This window comes from Microcystis sp. LE19-10.1B (genome assembly GCF_027530565.1).
GTDB classification, from domain to species: domain Bacteria; phylum Cyanobacteriota; class Cyanobacteriia; order Cyanobacteriales; family Microcystaceae; genus Microcystis; species Microcystis aeruginosa.
Genome location: NZ_JAPZQM010000584.1, coordinates 1 through 7,966, shown reverse-complemented (window position 1 = coordinate 7,966; position 7,966 = coordinate 1). Strand labels below are relative to the sequence as shown.

The 7,966-nt window shown below is 36.6% G+C and carries 5 protein-coding genes, 2 pseudogenes and 2 CRISPR repeat arrays; of the genes and pseudogenes, 2 read left to right on the top strand and 5 right to left on the bottom strand.

Going from position 1 to position 7,966, the window contains the following annotated elements:
- Positions 1-1,388: 1,388 nt before the first annotated feature.
- From O9332_RS28190 to ltrA, 4 genes and pseudogenes are all read right to left on the bottom strand, one after another.
- Positions 1,389-1,829 (bottom strand): annotated as a pseudogene (locus tag O9332_RS28190) (type III-B CRISPR-associated protein Cas10/Cmr2); the annotation flags it as partial.
- Between the two features lie 961 nt (positions 1,830-2,790).
- Positions 2,791-3,851: direct repeats of the CRISPR family, unit length 35 nt; unit sequence CTTTTAACTTCTTAGCAAGTTTAATTAATGGAAAC.
- Between the two features lie 168 nt (positions 3,852-4,019).
- Positions 4,020-4,565: a CRISPR direct-repeat array (repeat unit 35 nt; unit sequence CTTTTAACTTCTTAGCAAGTTTAATTAATGGAAAC).
- A gap of 89 nt (positions 4,566-4,654) precedes the next feature.
- A complete protein-coding gene (cas2, locus tag O9332_RS21210; RefSeq protein ID WP_002757558.1) occupies positions 4,655-4,930 on the bottom strand; it encodes a CRISPR-associated endonuclease Cas2 in 276 nt (91 codons plus the stop codon).
- Positions 4,930-5,933: pseudogene (gene cas1, locus O9332_RS21205) on the bottom strand (CRISPR-associated endonuclease Cas1). Before cas1 ends, cas2 begins: the two are co-directional and overlap by 1 nt.
- Before the next feature lie 82 nt (positions 5,934-6,015).
- Positions 6,016-7,014 (bottom strand): group II intron reverse transcriptase/maturase, encoded by a 999-nt coding sequence (ltrA, locus tag O9332_RS21200; protein WP_288027278.1) that lies wholly within the window; start codon positions 7,012-7,014, stop codon positions 6,016-6,018.
- A 326-nt stretch (positions 7,015-7,340) separates the two neighbouring features.
- Here ltrA and O9332_RS21195 point away from each other — a divergent pair, with 326 nt between their 5' ends.
- Entirely contained in the window at positions 7,341-7,463 is a 123-nt protein-coding gene (locus O9332_RS21195) for a hypothetical protein (protein WP_288027276.1), read from the top strand.
- Between the two features lie 32 nt (positions 7,464-7,495).
- Complete coding sequence (locus tag O9332_RS21190) at positions 7,496-7,876, top strand: hypothetical protein (RefSeq protein WP_288027274.1); 381 nt, start codon at positions 7,496-7,498, stop codon at positions 7,874-7,876.
- Here O9332_RS21190 and O9332_RS21185 read toward each other — a convergent pair.
- Positions 7,853-7,966 (bottom strand): transposase (locus tag O9332_RS21185; RefSeq protein WP_130758671.1); only part of this gene is annotated, 114 nt, incomplete at its 5' end. The two genes, O9332_RS21190 and O9332_RS21185, sit on opposite strands and share 24 nt — an antisense overlap.

Below are 7,966 nucleotides of genomic sequence, written 5' to 3'. Positions count from 1 at the left end.
ACCCTTATATAGAAAGGCATTTAGCGATTTTTGTCAATTGTTTTTTATCTAGAGCGAACTAATCAATTAAGTCTCTTGCCAGATAAGGATTTAGTCGATTTATGCCCCCCTATCGAACCATAACAAGTAACGAAGAGCCGTAAATCTGGATAATCTTGATGATTTTTGACATTTTCTGCGATCGCATCTGTGATTAAATACTCTTTGTATTTCTTTAATTTTGACCCAGAGACATATTTCCCCATCCCATCCCCATCACCGAGGACAATTACCCACCAATCGGCTGGACTTCCTTCGCCAAATTTTGCTTTTTTATGCGCTTCTTCAACTAAACTTCTTAATGTTGCTGTTTCTTGAGCGTTACAATTCATGTCATCAGCTAACCATTTACTGGAAAACATGACTCCATTAAAATTCTGTCCATTCCTATTTTCTGGATTAATTTGCCGATCAACTTTTGGTATCTGATAAGGACGACCACGAGTACGGGAGGCAAAAGTGTCTGCTTTGTTAGGTAATTGTTGGTTAATAAGTGTGTTAAGACAATTCCAATATTTTCGTGTTTTTTGTCCTCCTTTTTTAAAATCTTCGCAAGTAAATCTTGCAGCAGCAATAGAACTTAAATTAGGAAACCGAATTAAATTATCGTAGTTAGTATCATCTTCTTGCCCTAGATTAATTCCCAAAGATTCAGCAACTCCCCCATATCGCCAAGCCATGCGTTTTGTTAATTCGATCGCATTCAATTTTTCTGAGCCATTAAATAACCCTGGATAAACTTCAGCCATTAATCGCCAAAATAGACCCATTGATCGAGCCGAAAGTCCACCTCCATTTTTAAACTGCCCATGATAATGTAATTGGGGATGGACTGCGCTAAACTGACCCGATAAAGTGGAACGTTCCCCAGGTGCTGTAGGAATTGCCCAAGTGCGAGTATTTTTTACGGCTTGAATAGACTGTCCCAAACGAGCTTGTAATGCCCCCCACCAAGTACCAGTATTTATCTGTTCGTAAAGGTTTTCTTCGGCTGTTGTAGGTAGAGATTCAGCTAAATGAGGAGGAGCGATCGCATTTTGTGCTTGTTTCCATTGCTGATAATTTTCCTCTGTGGGATTAATAGTTAATGGCTGCTCTGGATTGCCTAGAGGCATTGCAGTCCAGTAAGTTTCCCAAGTTTTCTCTATTTGTGCTTCCCAGAGTTTATTCCACTCCCAACAACTACCATGATGTCCTATCTGCCATTTTTTTAAATCTCGTTTACATATTTCTTGTTCGCTTAAAAACTCTTTTAATAATATTTCATCTATTTTCTGGTGATTTTTAGTATCTTTAAGAAACTCTAGGGTTCGTTTTTTGATATCTTCCCTAACTTTTTTGGCAATCTCTGACCATTCTTCTCTTAAACATTTTTTTAATTTCTCTCCCAATTCTCTAGCTGCTTCTTTACCAGGAACTAAAGCCATAATCACATTAGGAAATCCAGCCGTACTTAAACTTGTAGAGATGCCATTATCAAATCTACCAACTGGAGATATTCCGTCTTGAAAAGAAGCAAAATTAGCCGCAAAATCTGGATATTTTTTAACAATTAAAGCATCGATAATTTCTTGACTCCAAAGAGAAGGAGTAATCACAGCATCAGACCCATAAGTTTCGGCAATATACCAACAGAGTTTAACACTGAGATAGTGCAGTAGATAGGAACCTGCCCAAAAATCGACAAATTTTCGGGATGCTTTGATAAATTCTTGTACTGGGGAGAAGGTAAAGAGAAAAAGATAGGGATGTTGGGATTTACCTCCTTCTTGCCAATGTTCGGGATACATCGCCCCAACTAGAGCGGAAACTGTACTTTTGTAGCTATGTAGGGGACAATCAGGAAGGATGCTGTGAGCAGGATAGAGGAAAAAATCCTTCTGGTTTTGTCGGATGAGTTCGGGATAAAATCGCCAAAACCACCAAAATAGTTTTTCTATATCCGTTTCTGAGGTAATTTCTGCGGGAATTTCTGGTCTTGAGTCTTGTGAAGTAATATTTCGAGTTTGTCCACTGATGGGATGTTTCACGCTATTAATATTAGTGCCTTGAGCCTCTCCTAGATTAACGCGATCAGAGGAACTAGCTATTTGCAGGGGTAACTCTTCTATCTGTCCTTGTAACTCTTCTGGGTGAATAGACTGTAATTGTTGCAAAATAGATTTGTCTTCTAGCAAGGCACAAAGTTTACGAAAATAGAAATTTGTTGAATTAATAGGGGACTCTGATTTTGGCATAATCATAAATTGCTAAGGCCTCTCTTTAAACTTTATCACGAAAACAAAGATAGTTAAGCAAAATAATTGATTAACTATAGCATCTGACAGGCGGACAAGCGAGCTAGAAAACTTGCCAACAAAGGCTTCTGGCTGGGAGCATCTCATTTATGCAAGTGAGTAATTATACTTGTCCCTAAAACTGGTTTCCAGCAAGGCTTTCAAAATAGCTTGACATAAAGATTTAGGGGTTATAAAGGTGAGATGCTCTCGATCGCATAGGCATTAGCGTAGAACAAATTCTATTGTTTCATGCCGATGGAATGGGGGGGTTCTCAACATTTTTCGCGGGTTAGACACAATGGCTGAAAATCTAGAGTTTTCGTTGAGGTGCGTCGATGCTTTGTCCAGCAAGGCTTTGAGCCTCATGACTGAGGTAACTATTGAGAATTATTATTAATAATGTCTATGCTTTTCAATACCCCACGAAAAATTGCTGTACAATCCTTATACAGCCTAGTTTTGCAAAGCTAGTCTTTTAACTTCTTAGCAAGTTTAATTAATGGAAACAGGAGAAGGTGGAGAAAGAATGAAGCATTCCCGTCTTTTAACTTCTTAGCAAGTTTAATTAATGGAAACTTCAAGTAAGGCTCGAAGTACCTCGACTAAGGTCTCTTCTTTTAACTTCTTAGCAAGTTTAATTAATGGAAACGGAACTCAAGGAAGTTGACCCCGTCTATTTCCTCAAATCTTTTAACTTCTTAGCAAGTTTAATTAATGGAAACACGATAATTCTTAATCGTATCGAAAACTGCCTCCACATGCGGCTTTTAACTTCTTAGCAAGTTTAATTAATGGAAACGTTTAAACGCCTTCACCGCTTTTGCCAGTCCCCATCCGAAGCTTTTAACTTCTTAGCAAGTTTAATTAATGGAAACCTCTATTTCTTCAAGAAGTAAGTCTAATTTTGCGTTCTTTTAACTTCTTAGCAAGTTTAATTAATGGAAACAGAACAATTAATCGATTGACTTTTATCCAATTTTCCCAGTCTTTTAACTTCTTAGCAAGTTTAATTAATGGAAACGTTTTAATCCGCAAGGATGCCCGACAATTTGGGCAAATGACTTTTAACTTCTTAGCAAGTTTAATTAATGGAAACAACTTAGTAGCGGTAAAAAGGTGATCCCTGTTGCTTCCGCTTCTTTTAACTTCTTAGCAAGTTTAATTAATGGAAACAATAAGAAGTAATCTGAGGTGGAGAGAAACTCTCCACTTTTAACTTCTTAGCAAGTTTAATTAATGGAAACAAGATACCGATGGTGCGAAAAGAGAGAGGTCATCAACTTTTAACTTCTTAGCAAGTTTAATTAATGGAAACATAAGAGGAGGAGCGTCAATAACTTGTTGAGGAGTCTTTTAACTTCTTAGCAAGTTTAATTAATGGAAACCTTGCGGCCTGTTATGGGCCGACACTCCAACCACAAATCTTTTAACTTCTTAGCAAGTTTAATTAATGGAAACGATACGTATCCCAACCATTCACCCCGCGCTTGTTGACAACCTTTTAACTTCTTAGCAAGTTTAATTAATGGAAACGTTCGTTCCAAGCAAGGCGTTCTGGGAGCATCTCATTTATGCAAGTGAGTAATTATACTTATCCCTAAAACTGTTTTCTAGCAAGGCTTTCAAAATAGCTTGACATAAAAACCTGATTTAAGGGTTACAAAGGTGAGATGCTCCCAGGCGTTCTTGCCTTTGCCATCGACTTTTAACTTCTTAGCAAGTTTAATTAATGGAAACGAAATCTGCTTCGCTTCCGAGTTCGGCACCTAAGAACTTGCTTTTAACTTCTTAGCAAGTTTAATTAATGGAAACAAGTAGTTGAGTAGCACCTCTACATGGGTGTCATCTTTTAACTTCTTAGCAAGTTTAATTAATGGAAACGTTGGTGGCTGAGCTCGTCCTTGAGGGCGAGGTCTTTTAACTTCTTAGCAAGTTTAATTAATGGAAACTTTTCTAGCTCCAAAAGGTTCCATACTGCTACGAAGATACCTTTTAACTTCTTAGCAAGTTTAATTAATGGAAACGATGAATTCGGTTAAATGACTGCGCTTATCAGTCACTTTTAACTTCTTAGCAAGTTTAATTAATGGAAACTGTTTGTTACGCGACGATCGTTCATCGTTGTCCTCCAGTTCTCTTTTAACTTCTTAGCAAGTTTAATTAATGGAAACCCAATATTGACGCTAAATAGAACCAACAGCCAGACTCAAAGCTTTTAACTTCTTAGCAATTTTAATTAATGTGAAGCTAACGATTAGTGAATAAAAAATCTCCTACTTTAATTTTCTAAGGAGATTTTTTTACTAATAAAGGTGAGAGATAAGATTTTGTTTTTTCTAGATTACATAATATTGTGGAGGGGGTTCAGGGTGTTTGCTACCGATAGTTAAAGTTTTTGAGGTAGCATCTTTTGAGAGCCAATAAAATCTAACATTATCTTCTTCTGGTTTAACTTTTTTTTTGACTTTTTCATAAAGTTCTCGCATTTCCGCTAAAGATAAAAAGCACTCAAACACAGAAAACTGTACTCTTTTGCCGTATCCTTCCAGAAAGTTAGATAATTTAGTGCGTCTTTTATTGTCAGGAATATCGTAAACAATTAATACTAACATTAGGAGGCTCGAAAGAAAGGTTCATAGGCTATAGATGACAGCAAGCTACGTTTATACAGCCGAATTTGTAATTGAATGGCTTCTCGGTAAGAAATCTGAGATGAAATTTGAGAGTGGGTAACTTTTTCAGTCATTCGCTTCTCAAATTGATTCAGGAATAGTCGTCTCCCCTGTTCAGTTAAATAGATTCCTGGGTTTTCAGTTAGAGATTCAAAATCTTTAGATTTTAGGATAGATTGGTTAAATAAAGTTAACATTAAACTATCAACAATGGGCGACCGAAATTCTTCCATTAAATCGAAAGCTAAATAAGGTTTTTTCTTTTCACCATAATGAAAGTTAACCAAATAAGGAGAAAGACCTTCAGCAATAATTAAACTGAGAACATTGTTAAATAAAAGAGTGTAGCCAAAGCTTAAAAGAGCATTGACTGGATCGGTGGGAGGTTGACGATGACGTTGAGAAAAATTAAAGTCTGGGTTGATTATTAATTGTCCCAAAGCGGAAAAATAGCGAGCAGCACTAATCCCTTCGTAACCTCGTAAACTGTCAATATTATCTACCAACTTTAAAGCTTCAAGATCGGTATTAATCCCTGAAATTGCCTGTTCAATATCTAAAATATTGCGCTGACGATTTAATCTTAGTAATAATTGTTTAGAATTGATTAACTTGCCTCGAACAATAGCTTTGGATGTATTCAATTGAAATTGGTGATCATTCTGTGTTGAAACTGTAGTAATTCCACATTCAAATTAGATGCTTCTTTACTCCAAAGGTGTCCTTTATATCGCCCAGAAAGACTGAGGAACAAGACAGTAATTCGTGATTCTAAACAGGTAGCGATCGCTGGAGTAGATAAATTAATATTGCCAAACAGAAGAATTCTTTCCACATCTCGAATGGGGACTTCTATTTTATCCTTGTCTGGTACATGAATAAGAAACCGAAACTGTTCTTTCAACAAGATTGTTCCCTGTTCTAGTAAATATAATGTAGCCATTGTCTGATTCCAAACATTTTTTTGAGGACGTGGCGCAACTTGTATTTGTTGTTGCTTTGGATTGGAAGTATTAGTGAGGGTTTTAATTTCTACAGAAGACATGATTAATTGCTGAGATATTTCTTCTTTTTCTGGTTGTAACTCTTCTGCGTCTGAACTTTTTTTTTCCAGTTGATAAATATTCGCCGACTCTCTGTGTTTTCCGATCTCCTTGTTTTTTCTTGGGTTTATCTACAGGAAAGATAGCATTTTCTAAAAAGCCATGACCTAAAAAACAAAACCCGTGTTCAAAGTCAGTAATTTGGGTTTTATCACGATTAATATTGAGCTTAAGAGAATCAAGTAGATCAACAACTTCCGAGTAAGCTTGTCTAATTCTTTCTTGAGTACGAGCTAAAATTAAAAAATCATCTGCATAGCGTACTAATTTAATATCCGAATTAGCAATAGTGTGATCAAATTTATCTAAATAGATATTAGCAAGCAAAGGAGAAATAACCGAGCCTTGAGGTATTCCTTTCTTTGGTAATTTCAATCCTTGCTCGCTTAATATGCCTGAAGAAATCCAAGCTTTGATCAGACATAAAATACCAGGGTGATCGATATATTGACGTAATTGGACAAGCAATATCTGATGATCGATATTATCGAAATACTGAACGATATCTGCATCTAACACCCATCGATATCCGAGATCACGCCAATCAGCGACTTTTTCTACCGCCTGAATATAAGATAGATTAGGACGATAAGCAAAACTACAAGGAGAAAAATGAGGTTCAACCAGAGGAGCAAGCACATTTAAAAGAGCTTGTTGAACAATTCGTTCTCTAACGGTTGGAATTCTTAATTCTCGCCATTTACCTCCTTCTTTAGGAATTTTGACTTGTTTGTAAGGGTGAGGGCAATAAGTGCTATTAGCGACTGCTTCTCTTAATTGAACAAGATTAAAATCTTGATTTTGAGCAAAATCATCAATGGTTTCAGCGTCAACTCCCGCACAACCGTTATTTTCTTTGACTTTCAACCAAGCTTGTTGGAAGTTAGACAAATTGAGAAAGTCGTTAACGATGGTTATCATCAGGCAAATCCCAAGAAAAATAGAATCAAGATGATTCTATAAATCTCTCGGAATGACCTCTTTCCCTAATCAACCCCTTCCTTATTCGGATAGAGACTGGAGTTTAGAATAAAGCCACTCAAGAGTAAGCTAGGTAAGGACTTGAGAAATTGGAGTATCTTCTAGGTTCTGTGTGAAAATGGTATAATGATAATACAGAACAGTAGGTCGGTTATATGGATAAATTTTAATCAACTCCTCAATTTATCAAATGTAACAGGTTCTTCGGTTTGTGTTGTACAATGGACTGGGGTTATAAGAGATGAAACCCTTATAGAGAAAGACGTTTGGCGATTTTTATCAAGTATTTTTGTCTAGAGCGAACTAATCAATTAAATCTTTTGCCAGATAAGGATTTAGCCGATTTCTGCCCCCTGATCGAATCATACCAAGTAACTAAGAACCGTTAAGAAGGCATAATAAAAATAATGAGAAACGAATAATGGATACTAAAACTAATAAGAATATTGCTCCTAAAATTCGCAAATTGGTTGAGACAGCGAGGGAACTATACCAAACCAAATATGCCCTCAATGTCACAAGGCTCACCAGTCTCAAAAGTCTTTGCCAAGAAAAGGAAGCCGCCGCTAATTTTGCGCTGTACCTAGCTAAATTGGTAGTCAAACAGATGGAATTTAATCAAACTACCAGGTCTTTTCTTGGAGAAGAAGCCTGGACAGAACACTGCCAACTAATTAACCATACTGTTGAAAAAATGGAAGATTACCTAGAATATCCAACTCCAGATAAACGGCAGGATTTGCATAAATTGTGGCTCTTCGTTACCCTTTATGCTAAATCAACATACAAGATGCCAAGATAACATACTTCTAACCCAAAAATTCCGAAAGTTTCTAAAGCCATAGCCTCTCCGTTTTATTAGTTTAAGTTTATTGTTGATTCCCTCGACCAC

Coding starts and splice junctions, on each gene's coding strand:
- ltrA (WP_288027278.1), bottom strand. CDS start 7,014: ATGATAACCATCGTTAACGACTTTCTCAATTTGTCTAACTTCCAACAA.
- O9332_RS21190 (WP_288027274.1), top strand. CDS start 7,496: ATGGATACTAAAACTAATAAGAATATTGCTCCTAAAATTCGCAAATTG.
- cas2 (WP_002757558.1), bottom strand. CDS start 4,930: ATGTTAGTATTAATTGTTTACGATATTCCTGACAATAAAAGACGCACT.